This is a genomic window from Bacillus sp. FSL L8-0099 (assembly GCF_038006385.1).
Lineage (GTDB): Bacteria > Bacillota > Bacilli > Bacillales > Bacillaceae_G > Bacillus_A > Bacillus_A toyonensis.
The window spans coordinates 4,784,461-4,805,319 of sequence record NZ_JBBOVC010000001.1 but is presented as its reverse complement, the minus strand read 5'-3'; the positions used below and the strand labels follow the sequence as shown (position 1 = coordinate 4,805,319).

19 protein-coding genes are annotated in these 20,859 nt (G+C 35.1%); 13 read left to right on the top strand and 6 right to left on the bottom strand.

Annotated elements, in window-relative coordinates:
• The first annotated feature begins 312 nt into the window (after window positions 1-312).
• The 7 genes from MHH42_RS24520 (at window position 313) to MHH42_RS24490 (ending at window position 6,721) form a co-directional block, all read left to right on the top strand.
• A complete protein-coding gene (locus MHH42_RS24520) occupies window positions 313-1,413 on the top strand; it encodes an amidohydrolase/deacetylase family metallohydrolase (RefSeq protein ID WP_000139941.1) in 1,101 nt (366 codons plus the stop codon).
• Entirely contained in the window at window positions 1,391-2,494 is a 1,104-nt protein-coding gene (locus MHH42_RS24515) for a DgaE family pyridoxal phosphate-dependent ammonia lyase (protein WP_000510082.1), read from the top strand. The genes MHH42_RS24520 and MHH42_RS24515 overlap by 23 nt, the downstream gene beginning before the upstream one ends.
• Window position 2,495: 1 nt before the next feature.
• The gene (gene dagF, locus MHH42_RS24510; protein WP_000181928.1) at window positions 2,496-3,251 is read left to right on the top strand and encodes a 2-dehydro-3-deoxy-phosphogluconate aldolase; all 756 of its coding nucleotides are present in this window, start codon (window positions 2,496-2,498) and stop codon (window positions 3,249-3,251) included.
• Window positions 3,244-4,260, top strand: coding sequence for a sugar kinase (locus MHH42_RS24505; RefSeq protein WP_001227496.1), 1,017 nt, complete (start codon window positions 3,244-3,246; stop codon window positions 4,258-4,260). The genes dagF and MHH42_RS24505 overlap by 8 nt, the downstream gene beginning before the upstream one ends.
• The gene (locus MHH42_RS24500; protein ID WP_000539290.1) at window positions 4,260-4,985 is read left to right on the top strand and encodes a GntR family transcriptional regulator; all 726 of its coding nucleotides are present in this window, start codon (window positions 4,260-4,262) and stop codon (window positions 4,983-4,985) included. The genes MHH42_RS24505 and MHH42_RS24500 overlap by 1 nt, the downstream gene beginning before the upstream one ends.
• Before the next feature lie 49 nt (window positions 4,986-5,034).
• Window positions 5,035-6,360 (top strand): gluconate permease GntP, encoded by a 1,326-nt coding sequence (gntP, locus tag MHH42_RS24495; protein ID WP_097837513.1) that lies wholly within the window; start codon window positions 5,035-5,037, stop codon window positions 6,358-6,360.
• Between the two features lie 169 nt (window positions 6,361-6,529).
• Entirely contained in the window at window positions 6,530-6,721 is a 192-nt protein-coding gene (locus MHH42_RS24490; RefSeq protein ID WP_001290392.1) for a YjcZ family sporulation protein, read from the top strand.
• 50 nt (window positions 6,722-6,771) lie between these two features.
• Here MHH42_RS24490 and MHH42_RS24485 read toward each other — a convergent pair whose 3' ends face one another.
• From MHH42_RS24485 to MHH42_RS24460, 6 genes are all read right to left on the bottom strand, one after another.
• Complete coding sequence (locus MHH42_RS24485; RefSeq protein ID WP_000144933.1) at window positions 6,772-8,748, bottom strand: FtsX-like permease family protein; 1,977 nt, start codon at window positions 8,746-8,748, stop codon at window positions 6,772-6,774.
• The gene (locus MHH42_RS24480; RefSeq protein ID WP_000393256.1) at window positions 8,745-9,497 is read right to left on the bottom strand and encodes an ABC transporter ATP-binding protein; all 753 of its coding nucleotides are present in this window, start codon (window positions 9,495-9,497) and stop codon (window positions 8,745-8,747) included. Before MHH42_RS24480 ends, MHH42_RS24485 begins: the two co-directional genes overlap by 4 nt.
• Before the next feature lie 19 nt (window positions 9,498-9,516).
• Window positions 9,517-11,472 carry an FtsX-like permease family protein gene (locus tag MHH42_RS24475; protein WP_000144985.1) on the bottom strand — a complete coding sequence of 652 codons (1,956 nt, stop codon included), beginning with the start codon at window positions 11,470-11,472 and terminating at the stop codon, window positions 9,517-9,519.
• Between the two features lie 79 nt (window positions 11,473-11,551).
• Entirely contained in the window at window positions 11,552-13,522 is a 1,971-nt protein-coding gene (locus MHH42_RS24470; protein WP_000145026.1) for an FtsX-like permease family protein, read from the bottom strand.
• Window positions 13,523-13,616: 94 nt separating this feature from the next.
• Complete coding sequence (locus MHH42_RS24465) at window positions 13,617-14,639, bottom strand: sensor histidine kinase (RefSeq protein WP_000765359.1); 1,023 nt, start codon at window positions 14,637-14,639, stop codon at window positions 13,617-13,619.
• Between the two features lie 2 nt (window positions 14,640-14,641).
• Complete coding sequence (locus MHH42_RS24460; protein ID WP_000276732.1) at window positions 14,642-15,337, bottom strand: response regulator transcription factor; 696 nt, start codon at window positions 15,335-15,337, stop codon at window positions 14,642-14,644.
• Window positions 15,338-15,568: 231 nt separating this feature from the next.
• Between MHH42_RS24460 and MHH42_RS24455 the strand changes: the two genes are divergently transcribed.
• The 6 genes from MHH42_RS24455 to MHH42_RS24430 all read left to right on the top strand — a co-directional run bounded on the left by MHH42_RS24455 (window position 15,569) and on the right by MHH42_RS24430 (window position 20,647).
• The gene (locus MHH42_RS24455) at window positions 15,569-16,153 is read left to right on the top strand and encodes a sigma-70 family RNA polymerase sigma factor (RefSeq protein ID WP_000254380.1); all 585 of its coding nucleotides are present in this window, start codon (window positions 15,569-15,571) and stop codon (window positions 16,151-16,153) included.
• Complete coding sequence (locus MHH42_RS24450; RefSeq protein ID WP_000010523.1) at window positions 16,137-16,949, top strand: DUF4179 domain-containing protein; 813 nt, start codon at window positions 16,137-16,139, stop codon at window positions 16,947-16,949. Before MHH42_RS24455 ends, MHH42_RS24450 begins: the two co-directional genes overlap by 17 nt.
• 367 nt (window positions 16,950-17,316) lie before the next feature.
• Complete coding sequence (locus MHH42_RS24445; protein WP_001070532.1) at window positions 17,317-17,589, top strand: autorepressor SdpR family transcription factor; 273 nt, start codon at window positions 17,317-17,319, stop codon at window positions 17,587-17,589.
• Window positions 17,586-18,221, top strand: a complete 636-nt coding sequence (locus MHH42_RS24440) for an SdpI family protein (RefSeq protein ID WP_000716342.1) — start codon at window positions 17,586-17,588, stop codon at window positions 18,219-18,221. Before MHH42_RS24445 ends, MHH42_RS24440 begins: the two co-directional genes overlap by 4 nt.
• A gap of 145 nt (window positions 18,222-18,366) precedes the next feature.
• On the top strand, window positions 18,367-19,083 hold the full coding sequence (locus MHH42_RS24435) for an ABC transporter ATP-binding protein (protein WP_000889765.1): 717 nt from the start codon (window positions 18,367-18,369) through the stop codon (window positions 19,081-19,083).
• Window positions 19,073-20,647 (top strand): putative ABC transporter permease subunit, encoded by a 1,575-nt coding sequence (locus MHH42_RS24430; RefSeq protein ID WP_097873204.1) that lies wholly within the window; start codon window positions 19,073-19,075, stop codon window positions 20,645-20,647. The genes MHH42_RS24435 and MHH42_RS24430 overlap by 11 nt, the downstream gene beginning before the upstream one ends.
• Window positions 20,648-20,859: the final 212 nt, after the last annotated feature.

The window sequence follows — 20,859 nt, the reverse complement described above, 5'->3', positions numbered from 1 at the left end:
GATTGGCGTTTTTTGTCGGTAAATCGATATTCCTTGTCGAATCGTTGATATATTTTGAGTTACGATAGATATAATTGAAAAATCGTTGATATATTGTAAGTTATGATAGATATATTCGAAAAATCGTTGATATAATTTCCTGTACTATCAGCATTTTGAGGAGCATCTTTTTATTTACTTTTAAACATTATAACGTTATATTTACTTCTCCCTTTTTTTGTGCTACTCTAAATGTGTGAAAGAGATAAAGAAAAATGAAATTTTAATGTAAGCGTATTCTTATGGCTTCTTATAGAAAAGGGTGGAAATACAATGACAGAACGATTCGTACTACGTAATGTGAAACGTGTGAACGGGGAAGAGATTGACATTGTAATTGAAAATAATAAAATCGCACAGGTGACGAAAGCTGGTGCTGGTGAGGGTGGAAAGGTTCTTGATTACTCAGGTACTTACGTATCAAGTGGCTGGATTGATTTGCACGTTCATGCTTTTCCAGAGTTTGATCCGTATGGCGATGAGGTGGACGAAATTGGCGTTAAGCAAGGGGTAACGACAATTGTTGATGCAGGTAGCTGCGGTGCTGATCGCATTGCAGATTTAGTAAAAAGTAGAGAGCAGGCAAAAACGAATTTATTTGCCTTTTTAAATATTTCTCGCATCGGTTTAAAACGAATTGATGAATTATCCAATATGGAATGGATAGATAAAGAGAAAGTAATAGAAGCAGTAGAAAAGTATAAAGATGTAATCGTTGGGTTAAAGGCGAGAATGAGTAAAAGTGTCGTTTGTGATAGTGGAATTGAACCACTTCATATAGCGCGTGATTTATCCCGTGAAACATCATTGCCAATTATGGTACATATCGGTTCAGCGCCTCCTCGCATTGAGGAAGTTGTACCTCTTTTAGAAAAAGATGATGTCATTACACATTATTTAAACGGGAAAGAAAATAATTTATTTGATGAAGAAGGCAAACCGCTACCTGTGTTACTAGATGCAGTGAATCGCGGCGTACATTTAGATGTTGGTCATGGTAATGCTAGTTTTTCTTTTAAAGTAGCAGAAGCGGCGAAGCGTTACGGTATTGCGCTTAATACAATTAGTACAGATATTTACCGGAAGAACCGTATACACGGTCCAGTGTATAGTATGGCTCACGTTCTTTCGAAATTCCTTTACTTAGGTTATCCGCTAGAAGAAGTGATTGATGCGGTTACGAAACATGCAGCAGAGTGGCTTAAGAAACCTGAGCTTGGCCGCATTCAAGAAGGCGATATTGCAAATTTAACTTTATTTACGGTGAAAGATGAGAAGGTTACGTTAATTGATTCAGAAGGGGATCAGCGCATTGCTGAAAGAAGGATTGATACGAAAGGGGTTGTAATCAATGGGTCATTCATTGAATGCTAAGTATGGATTAAAAAGAGTGATTAATGCGAGCGGTAGAATGAGTATTTTAGGTGTATCCGCTCCGGCAAATACAGTTATGGATGCAATGAAACATGGTGGACAAAATTATGTGGAAATTGCTGATTTAGTAGATAAAGCAGGAGACCATATTGCGAGAATTCTAGAGTCAGAGGCAGCAGTTGTTGTGAATTCAGCATCGAGTGGAATTGCGCTTTCTATCGCTGGTATCGTTACAGAAGGAAATCGCCGTAAAAGTGAAAGACTTCATCAAGAAGTAATCGCGAAAAACGAAGTGATTATGTTAAAGGGTCATAACGTTCAATACGGTGCCCCTGTTGAAACGATGATTTACTTAGGCGGCGGTAAACTTGTAGAAGTTGGCTATGCAAATGAAGGGAAAGCAGAGCATATTGAAGATGCGATTGGTGAAAATACAGCGGCGATTCTTTATGTGAAATCCCATCATGCAGTACAAAAAAATATGATTTCTGTTGAAGAAGCATGGGAAGTTGCGCAGCGAAATAACATCCCGCTTATCGTCGATGCGGCAGCTGAAGAAGACATTCAAAAATATGTGAAGTATTCAGACCTTGCCATTTATAGTGGTTCAAAGGCGATTGAAGGGCCTACTTCTGGTATTGTGGGCGGTAAAAGAAAGTATATTGAGTGGCTAAAAGTGCAATTACATTGCATCGGAAGAAGTATGAAGGTTGGGAAAGAAACAACATTTGGCTTACTTCAAGCGCTTGATGAGTACGGGGTAAAAGAAGATAAGAGCGAGCAAGAAAAAGAATTGTTACAAGTACTTATGCCGCTAAAAGAATTAAACGGCGTAAATGTAACGATCGTTCAAGATGAAGCCGGAAGAGCAATCTTTAGAGCTCGTATTCATATTAACGAGACACAATTAAATAAATCAGCAAAAGATGTTGTGACAGCATTACGCGAAGGGGAAATCGCAATTTATACACGTGATTACGGAGTAAGACAAGGATTCTTTGATATTGATCCACGTCCACTTCAAGGTGATGACATACATGTAATTGAAGAAAAATTGAGAGAAATTGTAGGGGGAAACTAAAATGACAAACATTCAAAAACGTTTTTATAAAGGCCGCGTAGCATTAAATGTATTAGCGAACAATATCGAAAATGCAAAAGATATTTTTGAAGCAGCAGAAGGTTATGTAGTAGTTGGTGTATTATCAAAAGATTATCCAACTGTAGAAGAAGCTGTTACAGCGATGAAAGCATACGGAAAAGAAATTGAGGACGCTGTATCAATCGGACTAGGAGCAGGAGATAATCGCCAAGCGGCAGTTGTAGCTGAAATTGCGAAGCATTATCCTGGTAGCCATATTAACCAAGTGTTCCCTTCAGTCGGAGCGACACGTGCAAATCTTGGCAAAAAAGATAGCTGGATTAATAGTTTAGTATCGCCAACAGGAAAAGTAGGTTACGTAAATATTTCTACTGGCCCAATTAGTGCGGCTGGAGAAGAAAAAGCAATCGTTCCAATTAAAACAGCGATCGCACTTGTACGTGATATGGGCGGAAATTCATTGAAGTACTTCCCGATGAAAGGGCTAGCTCATGAAGAAGAATATCGCGTAGTTGCGAAAGCTTGTGCGGAAGAAGGATTTGCATTAGAGCCAACAGGCGGAATTGATAAAGAAAACTTCGAAACAATTGTACGTATTGCGCTTGAGGCAAATGTAGAGCAAGTTATCCCGCACGTGTACTCTTCTATTATTGATAAAGAAACTGGTAACACGAAAGTAGAAGATGTGCGTGAATTATTAGCAGTCGTGAAGAAGTTAGTTGATCAATATGCGTAAGAAAATTGCAGCATTCGGTGAAGTAATGATGCGCCTACAAGTGCCAGGATATGAATTATTGTCGCAAGCAAACACATTAAATTACTCATTTTCTGGTACAGGTGTGAATGTTGCAGCGGCGCTTTCTCATCTAGGGCATGAAGGACTTCTTATCTCAACTTTACCGGAAAATCCGGTTGGAGATGCGGCATTATCATACATTCAAAAGTTAGGTGTGCAAACCCCGCTTGTTTCAAGGGGCGGCAAATATGTCGGCATGTACTTTTTGGAAAATGGATTTGGAGCACGTGCAAGCCGAGTTACATATTCGAATCGATTAGAAAGTAGTTTCAATACGGCATCTGAAGAGATGTACCAATTTGAAGAAATTGCTAAGGAGATTGATATCGTTCATTTTTGCGGTATTACGCTTGCGATGAATGATACGGTGCGCCATCATATGAAGTCTTTAGCGAGAGCAGTTAAAGAAAACGGAGGAGCCGTCGTTTTTGATTGCAATTATCGTCCATCACTTTGGGGAGAAGACGGATATGAACAGGCAAAGCCGCATTATGAAGAAATGCTAGGACTTGCTGATATCGTTATGATGAACGAAAAAGATGCGATGTTTGTTTTAGGAATGAAAACAGAAGAAACGGAGCGAGAGGCGCAACTTGTTGATCTTATTCCAAAGGTAGCTGAAACGTATCATATTGCTACAATTGCTGGTACACATCGCTCTATTAACGGTGATAATACACATTCACTGCGCGGGTTTATATGTAAAGATGGAACGTTCACTTTTGCAAAAACACTTACGTTTTCTGTATATGATAGAATAGGTGCTGGAGATGCTTATACGAGCGGGATTATTCATGGCGAGATAGAAGAGTTTGCACCAGAGAAAGCTGTTTCATTTGCGTCAGCAGCTGGCATGCTTGCACATACAATCGTCGGTGATACGCCAATGTCATCAGAGAAGGATATACTTCGGGCAATGACGGCATCAGTAGGTGATGTAGAAAGGTAGTGGGTGTAACGGTGAACGTAACGAGAAAAAAAGGACCATTATATTTACAAATAAAAAATATTATTCGTGATCGAATATTGCATGGTGTATATGCGATTCATACGAATATTCCTTCAGAACCACAATTAGAGGAAGAGTTCAAAGTGAGTAAAATTACAGTACGTAATGCGATTAAAGAACTCGCTCAAGAAGGATATTTGGAAAAGAAGAGCGGTAAAGGAACGAAAGTCATCCGTAATACTTCTGCGACAAAACTGTCAAAGGGTAAGAAATTTACTGAAGTGTTAGTGGAAGAAGGATATAAAGTACAAAAGAAATTGCTAAAGGCAGAAGTCGTTCATAATGAAGAAGGAACAGTGCCATTTCGCTTATTCGGTAAAGAGAGTTTTCGTATTGAACGTTTATATACGTTAAATGATGCACCATATATTCATTATACGCACTATTTCTCAGCGAAAATGGCAAGTACAGACTTATCGGACTTTGATTTACAATCACTTTATGATTTAGTCGAAGACCGAGGTATACATTTAGAAAACTTCAGAGATGAATTCGCAGTTGGACTTGCGCCCAGTTTCGTTGCAGAATCGTTAGGTGAAAAAGAGGGGACAGCGTTATTAAAACGTATGCGCTATTCTTACGATGAAGTTGGCGAAGTAATTGAATATAGCGAAGGCTACTACAATACAGAAATGCAGCATTATGTAGTGAATTATGACGTATAAAAAAGAGGGGATTTTCCCTCTTTTTTTATAAAAGTAAGGGGAATGAGAGATGGATATATACTTATTAATCGTCACGTTACTTGCGATCGCAATTGTCATTTTAGGGGTATCATGGTGGAAATGGCATGCATTTATTAGTTTAACAGTTGCTAGTTTGTTTTTAGCTATCATGTCTGGACTGAACTTAACGAAAATAGTGACTGCCTATGAAACTGGTGTTGGTAGTGTACTAGGGCATTTAGTTGGCATTTTGGCACTTGGAACTATCTTAGGGAAAATGATGTCTGATTCAGGGGCAGGCATGCAAGTTGCAGATTTCTTTATTCGATTTTTCGGCGTAAAAAAATTACCTTGGGCAATGTTATTTGCAGGGTTTGTTATAGGGATTCCAGTCTTTTTTGAAGTGGGGATCGTCATTTTATTACCACTTGTTATTTCCATTCGAAAAACGACGAAGCAAAATATATTGTTAATTGCGTTACCTGTTATTGCTGGATTATCGATTGTGCATGGGCTAGTGCCTCCGCATCCAGGTGCGATGACTGCAATCGGGATTTATAATGCGAACTTAGGAAAAGTACTTTTATATTCATTAATTATCGCGTTACCAACAGCCATCATCGCAGGGCCGATATTTGCGAAGTGGGTACATAAGAGGGTTATACCTGAAAATGAACCGGAGCTTGTTCGAGTTACGACTGTATCAACCGATTTACCAAGTCGTAAAGTTTCGTTTTTTATTATTTTACTGCCAGTTGTGTTAATGATTTTATCAGTAGTTGCACCGTATATTTCTTTACCAATAAAAATAACTGAATTTTTAGTCTTTATAGGAAGTCCAGTAATCGCTTTACTTATTTCATGTTTTGCAGCATTTTATTTACTTGGCATCAAACAAGGAATTAATAAAAAGATGATAAAAAAATTAACAGATGAAAGTTTACTACCTGTAGGCTCAATTATTTTAATAATTGGTGCAGGTGGTGGGTTTAAACAAATATTAATTGAAAGTGGAGTTGGAACGGCGATTGCGCAAATGGCAGAACATATATCGTTATCACCAATCGTCTTAGCTTTCATGGTAGCTGGATTAATTCGAATAGCGACCGGATCAGCTACAGTAGCATTAACGACAGCAGCAGGAATTGTTTCACCAGTTATTCAGCACATGTCTGGTGTAAATTTAGAATTGCTCGTTATAGCAACCGGTGCAGGTTCACTAATGTTTTCTCACGTAAATGATGCAGGCTTCTGGCTTGTAAAAGAGTATTTAGGTTTGACGGTGAAGGAAACGTTTAAAACGTGGACGGTGCTGGAAACATTGTTATCATTTATTGCATTCGGTTTTGCCCTTGTGTTGAATATGTTTCTTTAAAAGATACCTGAATAGGTATCTTTTTTTTGATGAAGCCCAATTGCCAAAACAAGCCCGTTTTTAAGTAAGCCAAGCTTCCTATTCGCCCTGAAAACATACTATAAATGGAATCCCCTCATTTAGAGCAAGGTGAACTTGTTATGAATGATACTAAAGGAGGAATAGAGTAATGAGCGAAAAGTGTGAACACAGACATGATGATTGTAACCGCAGACATGGGTGCGGCGGCGGTTTTGCGCTTCTAATCGTATTGTTTATTTTATTAATTATCATCGGTGCTAGCTGCTTCGGCGGAGGCGGCGGTTGTGGTTATGGTGGTTATGGCGGTTATGCAGGTGGCTATGGTGGATATTGCTGCTAATTAAAAACTATTGAAAATGGCCTTGTGCGTATTGCACAAGGCCATTTTATTCACGTTTTAATATGTTGTGATAATTTATTAATGTACAGAGAACGGATTAAGAAGAAGAAAATGATCTCGATAATCCCGAAAAAGGTGAGTACAATACATGTCTCTTTTAGTAATGAAAAAGAAAACATACTTTGTAAAAACTTAACCGCAAATAACGTGTGAACACCAGCAACGATGTAAGGAACGAAAAATAAAATTCCTAATTGAATCGTTGCAGAGCGAAACATTTCTGATTCAGTTAAGCCAAGCTTTGTAATCGTAATGTATTTTTGTTTTTCATTCGTTAAGTCGTTATACATACGGAAGTATAAAACACTAGCCGCACCGATAAAGAAAATAAAGCCGAGAAATGCCCAAATAAAGAACTGAGCAACCGCATTTCCTTTACTATGAACGAGTTCATCCGTAGCTGTATAAATATGAAATGGTTTAATGAAATCTTCTTCATCCTTATGTGCTTCATACAAGGTTTCTGCATCATGATCTAAGCTTTTTAATATATTTTTTGTTGGGACAATTGCATTTTCCCAATTTTCCACGAAGTAGTTATAAACTGTAATTGTTTCAATATGAGGAATCATATTTTCAATTACTTCATCTTGCATCACAATTAAGTGAGGTAATGCAAAGGGAGGCTCAATTCCTCTATTAATAAAACCTTTAATTTGAAATTCTTTTTTATTAGAGCCAAGTGTAATCGTGTCCTGCTTCGCAAATGGGTTAGACACGAGATTTAATAACGCTGGTGAATAGCGAGAAATATTATAAACTTGTGTAGAATCAAGAGTGATTTCTGGTCTGTTTAATTGCTTTGCTATTGCGTTATAATCACTCATTTTCATAATGGAAATTGATTCTTTTGAAGCTGTATCTTTTAAAACGGTAAACTTATATTTGTCATATTGAAAATTAGCATTTGTAAGTTCAGTTTCAATCGTAGTAATATGCTTTTGTTCAAATGCATTAACACCTTCTGATGTATAGGTGAATGGTATTGGATATCGTTCTAGTATGGATGCTTTCGTATGATTGTTTGCAGCAAATAACCCGATAATAATTGTAAATGCAAGTGCAGATAGCATAGAAACGATAAAGAGTACATTAATATTACTGCGAGTACGAGAAACTAAATCTGAAATCCATAACATATTTATTTGTTTCAAATAAAACTTTCTTCGTTTCTTTAAAATATAGATAAAGAGGAGAAATGTTTGTGAAAAAAATAAATACGTCCCAACTACTACGAGCGGTAAAATAGATAGTATAATTAAGAATACAGACCCATTTTGTACATTTTTTTCCGTTATGTAGCCTTGCGGATAACCGGCAATATAATAGCATAGTCCTAAACAAGTTAAAGCAAATAGTGAAATGAGTATAGATGGTTTTTTTTCGCTCTTCTTTTTGTTAACTCCCTTAATAAGCTGCGTTGTTTTTCGAGTACGAATAAACATTGGTGTAAACGTAGAAACGATTAAAAATAAAATGATAAACGTTACGGTTGTAACGATAATCGCTTCTGTTGGCCAATATAAATAGAGACCTTTCGCACTTGTTAATTTCGAAGTGACTAATAAGAAAAAGTTAGAAAATACAAGTCCACCTTGAATGCCGATAAAGATAGATAATATCCCGATTATCATATTTTCAGTAAATAACAGTCTTTTTAATTGTCTCTGTGAGATACCGAGAATGGTGAGTATCCCGAATTGCTGCTTCCGTACATTTAAAAATGTTCCAACTGAATATAAGAGAAAAAAGAACGAGAACATAACAATCACAAGCTGTGCTGTACTAGCTAAGTTCATTAGAGGATCCCGATCTTGAAAGCCTTGTACACTTTGTAAGCGCGGATGATACGCATATACAGTAAATGAAAAGAAAACCATAATAGAAAAAGCACTACTTACAAAATAAGCGAAATATGCTTTAGAATTACGCGAGACATTTTTAAATGCGAATTGCCAAAATGTCATCCACGTCTTCCTCCTAATAATGCTAGGACATCTAATATTTCTTGATAAAACTTCTCACGATACAATCCGCGATGCAGTTCATTGTAAAGCTCTCCATCTTTAATGAAAATAACACGGTTACAATAACTTGCTGCAAACGGATCATGCGTAACCATTAAAATCGTTGCATCTTCTTCTTTGTTTAATTTCGTAAATAATTCCATTACATCAATCGCTGCTTTTGAATCTAAGTTTCCTGTTGGTTCATCCGCAAGTAAAAGAGACGGATGATGAATGACAGCACGTGCTACCGCAGTACGCTGTGCTTGCCCTCCTGAAACTTCAAAAATACGTTTGTCCAAAATATGATCAATTCCAAGTTTCTTTGAGATGTTATCGAGCTTTTCGTCCATTTCTTTTAAAGGAACATTATCTAACGTTAAAGGTAATACGATATTTTCTCCAATCGTTAACGTATCTAATAGGTTAAAGTTTTGGAAAACAAATCCTAATTCTTGACGGCGGAAAATTGCTAATTTTTCTCTACGAAATGTATGAGGTTGTTTGCCGTTAATTACGACTTCTCCAGAAGTAGGAGAATCAATTGTAGAAATAACGTTTAAAAACGTAGATTTACCACTTCCAGAAGGCCCCATAATTGCGACGAATTCACCTTTATCCACGTGTAAATTTATATTTTTTAAAGCGGTATGAGGGACTTTCCCTTCATACACTTTTGAGACGTTTTTTATGTGTAATACTTCTTCCATAATAATCACCTTTCTATTTTTAAAACTTAATATGTTGTGATAATTTTTGCATATAAAAGGAACGAATTAAAAGGAAAAAGAGAATTTCAACCGTTCCAAAAATCATAAGTACGACTGTAATTTCAGCGAAGAACGAGAGATGTAATATCTCTTGTAGCATCTTTGTCGCGAACATCGTATGGATGGATGCCATAATGTAAGGGACAAAGAAAAGAATCGCAAGTTGGATTGTAGCAGATTGTTTCATTTCGTCTGCTGTTAATCCAATCTTTGTAATCGTTATATACTTTTCTTGCTCATTTGTTAAATCTGTATACATTCGGAAATACAGAACACTGCCTGCACCGATGAAGAAAATAACACCAAGAAAAGTTCCGATTAAGAAGAATGAAGCAACGTTTAGTTTCGTGTTGTATAAAGAGTCACTTGCTTCACTTGCATGAAACGGTGGATGTTCTGCCTGAATAGCTGCATTGTCGTTATCAATTTTTGTTATAAATGCTGAACCGATAGTATGTGCTTCTTCCCAATCGTTAACTTTAAAGTTATATACACTCATCTGTTTTGAAACGGTGGATAATGTTTCTACATTTTCATCAGATAGTATGAGCAATTGGTATATTAAGCTGTTTGGGAATGGGTTATAATTTTTATATTCTTTCACTTGTAGTTGTAAATTGTTTTGAGCAAGTGTAAGAGTATTTTTCTTTTCTTTAGTATGAATTGTTCCAACAACTTGATCGTCTAAGTCTTTCATAAGAATATAAGATTCATTCTTATTCACCGAGAGAGTTTCCCAGTTTAACGCCTTAGCAAGTACATTATAGTCACTTTGTTTAATGGCATAATAGAGCTGCGCGTTATCTTCAGCTGAAGATACTTCATATATGTCTGTTTTAAATTTTGTATAAGTAAAGTGCTCTTCATTAAATTTTTGTTCTAACCAGTTTAAATGTTCATCAGCTAACGTATTTTCAGTATGTGATAAATACGTAAACGGGAAAGGGTTTTGCCTAATCGCATCAAACTTTGTAAATTTCCCGAATCCATATAAGAATGTAATCATTGTAAAAGCGAGCGTTGATAGCATTGCTACTATAAATAGCATATTAATATTTGTTCGAATGCGCGTTGCTAAATCCGAAATCCAAAGCATATTAATTCGTTTCATATAAAACTTTCTTCGTGTTTTTAATATACGAATAAGTAAAAAACTAATCTGTGAAAAGAAAAAATATGTTCCGGCTGCAATAAGCGATGGAATGACAAATATACTAGAGACGGCATATAAAAGCCCAATGATGTCGCCTAGCGACATAAAATATAGAGGATTTGCTGCTAATACATATCCAGATATTAAACATATCGCACCAAATAGAGAAATGAGTACGGATGCTTTTCTTTCTTTTTGTTTTGTTCCTTCTTTTAAAAGACGTACAGCTTTTCTCGTACGGATTAGCATCGGTGTAAAAGATGATACGAGAATGAAGAGTCCAAGAAAGATGATTATAGTTAAAACGATAGCACCTGTCGGCCAATATAAATATAGACCAGGTACATGTGTAATTTTGGCGGTAACTAGTAAAAAGAACTGTGAAAAAACAAGTCCAAGTTGAATGCCAAAAAATATAGAAAGAACACCAATCAGCATATTTTCTATAAATATGAGTCGCTTTAATTGTTTTTGAGATATACCAAGAACTGTTAAAATCCCAAATTGTTTTTTACGAACCTTTAAAAATGTACCAATTGAATAGAGTAAAAAGAAAAATGAAAAGAACACAATGACAACTTCTGAAATTGTCATTAATATGTTCAGAGCATAATTCACGTCTGTCATATGCAATTTAGGATGAAATAAATAAACTGCAAATGAGAAAAAAATAGCAATGGAAAACGCACTGCTTACAAAATAGGCGAAATAAGCTCTGGCGTTTCTTGTTACATTTTTAAAGGCAAACTGCCAAAAAGTCATTCACCTAAACCTCCTAATAGAGTGAAGAGGAAAAGGATATAAGAGGTATCCTTTTCCTGTACTAATATATTTATAAAACTTAACCATTCGTATACTCTGATAACTTTTGCATGTAAAAGGAGCGAATGAATAAGAAAAAGATGAATTCAACTACTCCAAAAATAATAAGAACGGCTGAAATTTCTTTGAATAGTGATAAAGCAATTACGTCTTGAAGCATTTTTGTTGCGAACATTGTATGAATGGACGCCATAACGTACGGAACGAAAAATAAAATGCTAAGTTGAATGGTTGCAGATCTTTTCATCTCTGCATCTGTTACACCAATTTTTGAAATTGCTACATATTTTTCTTGTTCGTTCGTTAAATCTGTATACATTCTGAAGTAAAGAACGCTACCAGCTCCAATAAAGAAAATGACACCTAAGAATGTCCCGATTAGGAAGTATGCGGCACTTCCTGATGTGATTCTATATAATGAGCCTGCTGATTCATAGGAGCGTACAAGGGGTCCTTCGTATTGGAATTCTTGTCGATCTCTTTGTATTCTTTTCATAAAATCATCAGCAATTTCATACGTCTTTTCCCAGTTTTGTACGTTATAATTGTACGCTGCTACATGCTTTGTTGTACTTGGTAAGTTGTTTACAACAGCGTCAGGTAAAATTAAAGTTTGATATGAAAAGTCAGAGGGAATGGCCCCTGCTTGTTCATAGCCCTTTACTTGTAATATCGTATTTGTGCTAGAAAGTGTAATGGATTTTCTATTGAAGCTTGGCTCAAATTGGCTGAATAAGGTGAAATAAGCATCGCCGCTTAAGATATATGCTTCGTTATCACTCATGAATAGTTCTTTCATTCGCAGGGAAGCTGCAAGTTTATTATAGTCACTTTGTTTCATTGCATAAATGTCATTGTAAGTCGTTATACCTTCATCTTCTTTCAATGGTGTTTCATATAAATCAGTTTTGATCTTTTTATAAGAGAAATTTTCTTTTTGTAACTGCTGTTCAAGCCAAGTTAAATGCTTGTTAACAAAAGGATTTGCGTCATATGAAAAATAAGAAAATGGAAAAGGTGAAGTTCTCGCAACATCTAGCTTTGTAAACTTTCCGAATCCATATAGGAACGTAATCATTGTGAAAGCAATTGTAGAAAGCATGGCTACAATAAAAAGCATATTGATATTTGTTCGAATACGACTTGCTAAATCCGAAATCCAAAGCATATTAATTCGTTTCATATAAAACTTTCTTCTTTTCTTTAAAATATAAATAAGTAAGAAACTAATTTGAGAAAAGAAAAAATATGTCCCAATTGTAACAAGCGCTGGAATCACAAAAACACTTGAAACCATATAGATAACGCCTACTTGCGTGTTTATTGAGAAGAAATATTTAGGGTTTGCAGCTAAAATATAACCACCTAATAAACAGATAGCACCAAATAGAGAGATAAATATGGATGGTTTTCTTTCCTTTTGCTTCCTACCATTCGTTTTTAATAGGTTTACCGTCTTTTTCGTACGAATTAGCATGGGTGTAAATGAAGATACAGCGATAAAGAGACCAAGAAACACAATCGTTGTTAAAATGAAAGCATTCGTAGGGGGATATAAATATATCCCCGGTAGATGTGTAATTTTCGCTGTTACTAATAAGAAAAACTGCGAAAAGACAAGTCCAAACTGCATACCGAAAAAGATAGATAAAATACCAATTAACATATTTTCAGTGAAAACGAGTCGATGTAATTGTTTTTTTGATATACCTAAAATAGTTAAAATACCAAATTGCTTTTTACGAACTTTTAAAAACGATCCGATTGAATAGAGTAGAAAAAAGAACGAGAACAAAACAATCACAACTTCTGAAAAAATCATTAATCCTGAAATTTCAGAGATCATAGTGGGATTTTGTAATTTCGGATGAAACAAATAAACAGCGAACGAAAAGAAAACAGCAATGGAAAAGGCACTGCTTATAAAGTAAGCAAAATAAGCTCTTGAGTTGCGCGTTACATTTTTAAATGCAAATTGCCAAAATGTCATAATACGTGCCTCCCGTTAGCAGGGAAATATGTAGTTTTATTGCAAAAAATGTATGAGAGTGAGTTCTCATACATTTTGCTAGCATATGTTCTGATCATGATTCAGTCACCTTCTCTACATTCTCTGCTTGATTATTCGCAGCATTGTGGAAGATGATTTTAATCGTCGTTCCTTTACCAACTTCAGAATCTAGTTTGACGGAGTGACCTAAATAATCACAAATTTTACTTACAATATAAAGCCCCATACCGGTAGATTCTCCGAATGTACGACCGTTTTTCCCAGTGTAGAATGGTTCAAATACTCTTCGAATATCTTCTTGCGGAATACCAACGCCTTCATCGCGAACTTCTAGAATAATGTCTTTTCCATTTCGATAAGCGGATAAGAACACTTTCTTTCCACGCTCACCAGAGTAACGGACTGCATTTGTCATTAACTGATAGATAATAAATTTTAGCCATTTCGCATCAGAAGCAACTTTTAGATCAGAATGTACTTCTAAAACAGGGAAGACGCCATTACGAATAAATAGTTCTTTTAATCCATTAATATTTTTTGTTACCGTATCTTTTAATGAAATCGTCTCAACATGGAAATCTTCATGGAAGTTATTTAACCTAGCCATGTATAAAGCCATATCAAGTCCTTGGTTTAGACGCTCTAACTCTTTTTTGAATTTCGGAATTAAATGTTCGTCTTCCATTTCCAGTACCATAAGCTGCATAACAGAAACAGGTGTCTTCATTTGGTGTACCCAATGGTTAATGAACAATTGATGTTCCTGTTGTTTTACTTCATACGATTGTAGTTCTTTTTGGAAGAGACGGTATTGCGTACGCACGAGTTCATTTACACCGTGAGGCATCGGAGCGGTTGCTCTTTCAATAAACGCATCTTCCATTTTTTCCGGCTGCTCACTTAATCTATGATACATTCTACGGTTACGAACGTAACGATAAGCGAGGAAACAAATAAATAAGTATAAGCTTAAAACGATGAAGTAAAACTTATTATTTTGAAATCCATCTACTGCATCATAGAGAACGAAAATGATACCGAAGTTTAATACGTACAGTAGAAAAAATGTAAAATGATCACGTAAAAATAGCTTCATGCTTATTCACTCCAAGTTGCGTTAAAACGATACCCAAGTCCACGTACTGTTTCAATAGCATTTTCAATACCAAGCTCATTGAACTTTTTACGAAGACGCGTGATGTTTACGTTTAATGTATTTTCCTCAACGAAGCTCTCATCATCCCAAAGAGCAGCTAATAAATCTTCACGGCTCGCTGTACGAGGGAATTTAGATAATAACATTTCGGCTAAAATTGCTTCTTTCTTCGTTAAAAGAACTTGTTCAGATCCGAAGTGAATTTCTGGACGTTCAGGGAATAGTTTTAAACCTTCTACTTCAACGATACGCTCAGAAATATTTGGTGCATAGTCACCGTAAATACGGCGCAATTGACCTTTAATTTTTGCCATTACAACGTCGTAGTGGAACGGTTTCGTAATATAATCATCCGCACCGCTTTCAATCGCCATAATTTGTTCCATCTCACCAGCACGCGCTGAAATGAAAATAATTGGACAAGTAGATTCATGACGAATTTGACGGCACCAGTAGAATCCATCGAATTTCGGTAAGTTCACATCAAGTAAAACAAGGTGTGGTTTCACGGCGTTAAACGATTCCATAATATCATCAAAATTTTCAGTAACAACAGCGTCGTACCCGTATTTTTGAATGTGAGATTGCAGTAATGATGAAATATTTGGATCGTCTTCAACGATTAAAATTTTATACATATGTATATTCCTCCTCAAAAAAACAATTGTAGCTATAGTGTACCATGTGTTTCACGTCTTTTCATTATGTTGAAATATAAGCTAGTTAACAGTATAGGTTAAAAGTGAGAAAAGTAAAAAGTATTATAGGGATAACTGAATGTATTGTCCTTTTAAATAGATGAAATTTGGAACTTTATTTTGCTTACTGTCCAATATATAGTGAGAACATCGTTAAGGAGGGGGCACTACTTGGTAAGTAATGAGGATATACATATCTGGATAGAACGTTTATTAAAAGGTGATGAGGAGGCTTTTGAATTTATATTTGATTTAACGAGTCAGAGAATATATGAAACTGTCTTCGCTATAGTTAAAAATCGGCATGATACAAATGAAATCGTAAATGAAGTTTACTTTCAACTTTGGAAATCTATTTCAACATATGATCAATCTAGACCGTTTCTATTTTGGTTGAATGGAATTGTTTACAAACAGATTAGTCAGTGGAGAAAAAATATATGGAAGAGGATGCGCTTATTTGAAAAACAACAATTAAGTGATAATCCAGTTGTAGACGTTCCCGAAAAAGTATTATTAAGAAAAGAAACAGAAGAGCAGTTATTAACGGTGATACAAGAACTTCCATTTAAATTTAGAATAGTAATCGTGTATCGCTTTTACCACGATTATACGTATGAAGAAATTGCAGAACTATTACAAATCCCTATAGGTACAGTAAGGTCTAGAATTCACAGAGCGTTAGAAAAAATTCGGAATCAGTCTAGTATAGAAATAGATGAGGAGGAATCTAATTCAAATGTCGTTTTCAAATGAATTTAAAAAAGCAATGAAACAAGAGGTCCCTAAAGAAGTTAAAGAGCATGCTTATCAATCCTTTAGTCAAATGTATAAAAAAGATAGCAAAAAGAAAACGAAAAAGAAATTATTAATAGCGGGTTTAATAGCGGCTGTCGTTATACCGACGAGTACAATGGCATTAAACAATTCTTATTTTGTAAAACCGGAAGTAAAATTAAATGACATGATTAACGATCAAGTTAAAAAGGATGCTGCGGATGGAAAGTCTATACAGCTAAATGAAAAAATAGTCGATAATGGTATTACTCTTCATATAAAAGAAATATTAATTCAAGATGCCAAAATACTTGTTTATTATCGTTTTGAACAACAAGATGGTTCGCTCGTTCCATATGAATTTAATACAACTGGGCTTGATATTAAATCTGATGGTAAAGAAGACGGGAAACAAGTAGAGAGTCCACATTATGAAAATAAGAAATTTAATGCTGTGCAATATTTGCATTTTCTTAGTAACACTCATATCGATAATTATCAAAAAGATCGTATTGGTAATCCTGATGCACCAGAGGCAAGTACTTTTTACTTAAGTGATGAAGCAGGCAAGAGCTTTGAAACGGCATACGCTAATCACGACAAACCAGAGGGAGTAGCGGTTTTTGAACCGTTAGAAGGTGAAAAATTCCCAGACTTCTTATCTGTACATATTAATATTAACAGAATTGGAGGAACGGAAGGAACTTGGACAACAAAAATTCCGGTCGACATAGCGCATAAAACTGTGCAGAAGGAATCTATAAAGAATGAATAATTTCGTATTATATTTAATAGAATCTGAACTGAATGTGTGAAAGCATGATTAGTTATTGGTTAAATGAATTCGGAACGATAGTAGGTATGTCCTTTATTATAAGTTTGATAATCTTTTGGATTTCTTCGTTTGTTAATAAAATGATAAAATTTAAATAAAAGAAGCTCTTCCTTTAGTTAGAAGAGCTTCTTTTATTTTGTATCCCTCGTATTTCTTCCATCTTTACAGTTTTACTCTATAAAGTAATTAATGTAGGTTAAAAGTGGAAAAAGTAAAAAGGGCCTTACATATTATTGACAATTAACTGAAATCATTTTAACATTTAGATAAATATCTAAATGTCTAATTATCGAAAGGAAGAAAGACATTGAATCAAGCATTCAAAGCATTAGCAGATCCAACAAGGCGAAAAATTTTAGACTTATTAAAAGAAGGTGATCTAACCGCTGGTGAAATTGCCGAACATTTCAATATGACGAAACCAAGTATTTCACACCACTTAAGTGCACTTAAAAATGCTGAACTTATTCAAGATGAAAAAAGAGGGCAATTCGTTGTGTACTCTTTAAACACAACTGTCTTTCAAGATTTGTTGACTTGGGTGTTTACGTTTACAAATAAGGGGGAAGAGGGGAAATGAAAAAACATCTTTTCGCAATTATATTAATTGTTACAACTTGTTTAGCTTGGGCGTTTGCTTGGCCACATTTGCCGGATACAATTGCGACACATTGGAGCGGCGGTAAGGTAGATGGCTATTCGTCTAAATTTTACGGAATGATTTCTATGGTCGGAATTATGATTGCATTATATATATTTCTAAATGTGATACCTAAGATTGATCCAAGAAAAGCAAATTATGAGAAATTTTCTAAAGCTTTTATGATGATGAATAATGGGGTACTCCTGCTACTATTTGTAGGGAATATAGATATTATTACAAGTGGATTAGGATATAACTTATTTATTAATCGGGTTCCAGAATTATTAGTGGGTGTTTTATTTTTAGTAATGGGTAATTATTTACCACAGTGTAAGCCAAACTTTTTTGTCGGGATGCGTAATCCATGGACGTTAAGTAATGAAGAAGTGTGGCGGAAAACACATCGATTTAGTGGAAAAGTATTTGTGGCTTTAGGAATTATTATGATTATAAGTGTTTTCGCTCCGGCTGATTGGAGATCTTATATGATGCTGGGGATTATAGTAGTTGCTGTTATTATAACGAATTTATATTCTTACGTTTTATATAAAAAAGAAATACAATTGTGAGCTATATTAATCAAATTTTATAGTTATAGTTTCTATGTGTTAAGAGATTTTAATACTCAGTGGGGATAATGAAAAGCTCGCTGAGTAAATTTTCTGTTCAAAGGTCTGAAAATTCAGTCAAAAAGATGACTTGGGGGGATTTTACATGTTAGAAATTATAAATTTTAGTAAGACATACAAAGGTGGAAAGAAAGCAGTAAATCATTTAAATATTACTGTTAAAGCAGGAGATATCTTTGGATTTATTGGACATAACGGTGCGGGGAAAAGTACAACAATTAAGTCGTTAGTAGGAGTTATAGATTTTGAAGAGGGCGAAATTTTTATTGATGGACATTCAGTAAAAAAGGATCCGATTGCATGTAAGAGAGTAATGGCGTATATTCCTGATAATCCAGATTTATATGAGCAATTAACAGGAATTCAATATTTGAACTTTGTTGCGGATGTATTTAAAGTGCCGGCGAAGGATCGGGAAGAACAGATCCAGAAGTATGGGGATGCCTTTGAGATTACACCTTACTTGGGAGACTTAATATCTTCTTATTCGCATGGGATGAAACAAAAAGTAGCGATTATATCGGCGGTTTTACATAAACCGAAATTATTAGTTTTAGATGAACCTTTCGTTGGTCTTGATCCAAAAGCAGCCGTAGTTTTGAAAGGTATTATGAAAGAGCTTTGTGAAAAAGGAAGTGCGATTTTCTTTTCTACGCACGTTTTAGATGTAGCGGAGAAGTTATGTAATAAAATAGCGATGATAAATAGAGGGAAATTAGCACTTTCAGGGGAAGTGCATTCTTTAATAAAGGAAAGTTCATTGGAAGAACTCTTTATGAAGGAGCTTGCTAATGAATACTAATAGTTTAGGACTTTTAAAAATCCGGTTAATAACGCAGCTCGGTCTAAACACTTTTAAATATGAAAAAGATAAGAAAAAGAAGCAGAATAAGATTTTGCTGACAGCATCTATTGCTCTAGTTGGTGTCATGCTAATGTTATATTGCGGAGCCTCGGCATATGGATTGGTGAAACTAGGAATGAGTGAAATTATTCCCGTTTATGCACTAGTTATTAGCAGTGTATTAACGTTGTTTTTCACTATATTTAAGGCAAATGGAGAAATTTTTGCTTTTAAGGATTACGACTTTTTAATGTCATTGCCGATTCGTGTAAATACTGTTATTGCAAGTAGATTTTTGTATTTATACTTGCTGAATACAATCTTTTCAATCATAATCATGCTACCGATGGGAGTTGTTTATGGCATACATGAAAATCAATCAGTTTCTTTTTACTTTATGTGGTTCATCAGTATGTTTATAGCATCTTTAATTCCAACAACAATTGCAGCAATCTTTGGAGCTGCGATTACGGCAATCGCTTCTAAATTTAAAAATGTGAATAAAATAACTACGATTTTAAGTTTTATAGTAATTATTACATTCGGTTTCTTTATGCTAAAAAACGGAAATGCTCAATATAGCCTTAATGATATGAACGGAATTGGTGCAATTGTTTCGGAGCAATTAACTAAAGTGTATCCACTAGCTAACATGTTTCAAAAAGCAATTGTTCATGCTGATATTATAGCTTTCATCTTATTCGTCGGGATATCAGTTAGTTGGTATTATCTTTTTGTAAAAATACTTTCGTTAAAATATAAGCAAATAAACACAGGGATTTCCACTTATCATATGCTTTCAAATTATGAGATTAATAGTATAAGAAAAGAAAGTGTATTGGTCGCATTGTATAAAAAAGAGCTGAAACGTTTCTTCTCTTCTACAGTGTATGTCATAAATAGTGGAATGGGAGTCGTGATGGCGATAGCTTTCTCGTTAGCTGTAGTTGTAGTAGGGCCAAGTCAATTAATAGCGTACCCTGGAATTGAGCCCTTGTTGCAAAAGATTGCTCCATTTGCTATTGCAGCAGCGATTTCAATGACGTGTACAACATGTGTGTCATTGTCTTTAGAAGGAAAAAATGTATGGATTATTAAGTCATTGCCTATAGCGCCAAAGATGGTTTATGACAGTAAAATTCTTATGAATCTTTCATTGAGTATACCTGCATCACTTATTAGTGCTGTATTGCTAATAATCGGGTTAAAACTCGATGTTTGGAGTTCTCTTTTCATCGTAATAACACCGATAACATACTCACTCTTTTCGGCAGTATGGGGAATTTTTATTAATAATCGATTTGGTTATTATGATTGGGTATCAGAAACTCAAGTAATAAAACAAAGTATAGGATCGTTTATCGGTATGTTTGGTGGCTTAATTATGGCAGTTATACCTGCCATGTTAATCGGTACCGGTACTATCTTGAACGACAGAGTATTTACTTTTGTAGTTGTTATAGTACTTACGATTATTACTATTTTCTTGTATAAGAACGAGTCGAGAAGAAGTATAAAGTGAAACTTTGATCAGTGGGGGGTGTTCATCCCCACTGATTATTAGCCCTCACCAATTGGGCGTTTACGGGCAGTTTATCTCCCACCTAACTTCTTTGCTTCACCTGAATTTTGAGGTGGGAGTTTTACTGCCCGCAAATAGCGGGATAAAATAAAGAAGCTGCTTTTCCTTTAAAAAGGAAGAGCAGCTTTTTTATTTTGAAAAGGTTTAGACTC

What these genes read in the sequence shown, in the direction of transcription:
- MHH42_RS24435 (WP_000889765.1), top strand. Translation starts at nt 18,367, where the DNA reads ATGTTAGAAATTATAAATTTTAGTAAGACATACAAAGGTGGAAAGAAA.
- gntP (WP_097837513.1), top strand. Translation starts at nt 5,035, where the DNA reads ATGGATATATACTTATTAATCGTCACGTTACTTGCGATCGCAATTGTC.
- MHH42_RS24505 (WP_001227496.1), top strand. Translation starts at nt 3,244, where the DNA reads ATGCGTAAGAAAATTGCAGCATTCGGTGAAGTAATGATGCGCCTACAA.
- dagF (WP_000181928.1), top strand. Translation starts at nt 2,496, where the DNA reads ATGACAAACATTCAAAAACGTTTTTATAAAGGCCGCGTAGCATTAAAT.
- MHH42_RS24520 (WP_000139941.1), top strand. Translation starts at nt 313, where the DNA reads ATGACAGAACGATTCGTACTACGTAATGTGAAACGTGTGAACGGGGAA.
- MHH42_RS24480 (WP_000393256.1), bottom strand. Translation starts at nt 9,497, where the DNA reads ATGGAAGAAGTATTACACATAAAAAACGTCTCAAAAGTGTATGAAGGG.
- MHH42_RS24515 (WP_000510082.1), top strand. Translation starts at nt 1,391, where the DNA reads ATGGGTCATTCATTGAATGCTAAGTATGGATTAAAAAGAGTGATTAAT.
- MHH42_RS24470 (WP_000145026.1), bottom strand. Translation starts at nt 13,522, where the DNA reads ATGACATTTTGGCAATTTGCATTTAAAAATGTAACGCGCAACTCAAGA.
- MHH42_RS24430 (WP_097873204.1), top strand. Translation starts at nt 19,073, where the DNA reads ATGAATACTAATAGTTTAGGACTTTTAAAAATCCGGTTAATAACGCAG.
- MHH42_RS24450 (WP_000010523.1), top strand. Translation starts at nt 16,137, where the DNA reads ATGTCGTTTTCAAATGAATTTAAAAAAGCAATGAAACAAGAGGTCCCT.
- MHH42_RS24460 (WP_000276732.1), bottom strand. Translation starts at nt 15,337, where the DNA reads ATGTATAAAATTTTAATCGTTGAAGACGATCCAAATATTTCATCATTA.
- MHH42_RS24440 (WP_000716342.1), top strand. Translation starts at nt 17,586, where the DNA reads ATGAAAAAACATCTTTTCGCAATTATATTAATTGTTACAACTTGTTTA.
- MHH42_RS24485 (WP_000144933.1), bottom strand. Translation starts at nt 8,748, where the DNA reads ATGACATTTTGGCAATTCGCATTTAAAAATGTCTCGCGTAATTCTAAA.
- MHH42_RS24465 (WP_000765359.1), bottom strand. Translation starts at nt 14,639, where the DNA reads ATGAAGCTATTTTTACGTGATCATTTTACATTTTTTCTACTGTACGTA.
- MHH42_RS24475 (WP_000144985.1), bottom strand. Translation starts at nt 11,472, where the DNA reads ATGACTTTTTGGCAGTTTGCCTTTAAAAATGTAACAAGAAACGCCAGA.
- MHH42_RS24490 (WP_001290392.1), top strand. Translation starts at nt 6,530, where the DNA reads ATGAGCGAAAAGTGTGAACACAGACATGATGATTGTAACCGCAGACAT.